Source organism: Pseudoalteromonas aliena, assembly GCF_038155085.1.
Classification (GTDB): domain Bacteria; phylum Pseudomonadota; class Gammaproteobacteria; order Enterobacterales; family Alteromonadaceae; genus Pseudoalteromonas; species Pseudoalteromonas aliena_A.
Genome location: NZ_JBAKAU010000066.1, coordinates 1 through 255, shown reverse-complemented (window position 1 = coordinate 255; position 255 = coordinate 1). Strand labels below are relative to the sequence as shown.

At 35.3% G+C, this 255-nt stretch carries 1 protein-coding gene; it reads right to left on the bottom strand.

The features are described from left to right. Positions 1 to 88: 88 nt before the first annotated feature. Positions 89 to 255: DUF3859 domain-containing protein (locus tag V6260_RS18570; RefSeq protein ID WP_341595570.1), on the bottom strand; the 167-nt coding region annotated here is incomplete at its 5' end.

Here is a 255-nt window from a genome sequence, read left to right as displayed (position 1 = left end):
TTATAAATAGCTCTACAGCTATCTCTCGATAACTTCAATTGTTACCCGAGCCCATATAATTCATAAGTGGCTAATAGATAGATAAGTACTAATATCCCCGAGTTTTCCAAAAGTCTGTTTCAGTACTCTCTTGATCTAATGCCACATTAAATGATTTATCAGCAATGATTTTTCCATTAAGCTCAAGAGACATACGCCAATCACCTAGTTTATTTACTATTGGCAGCCAAAGCGTATCGCCTAAGTAAAAATTCC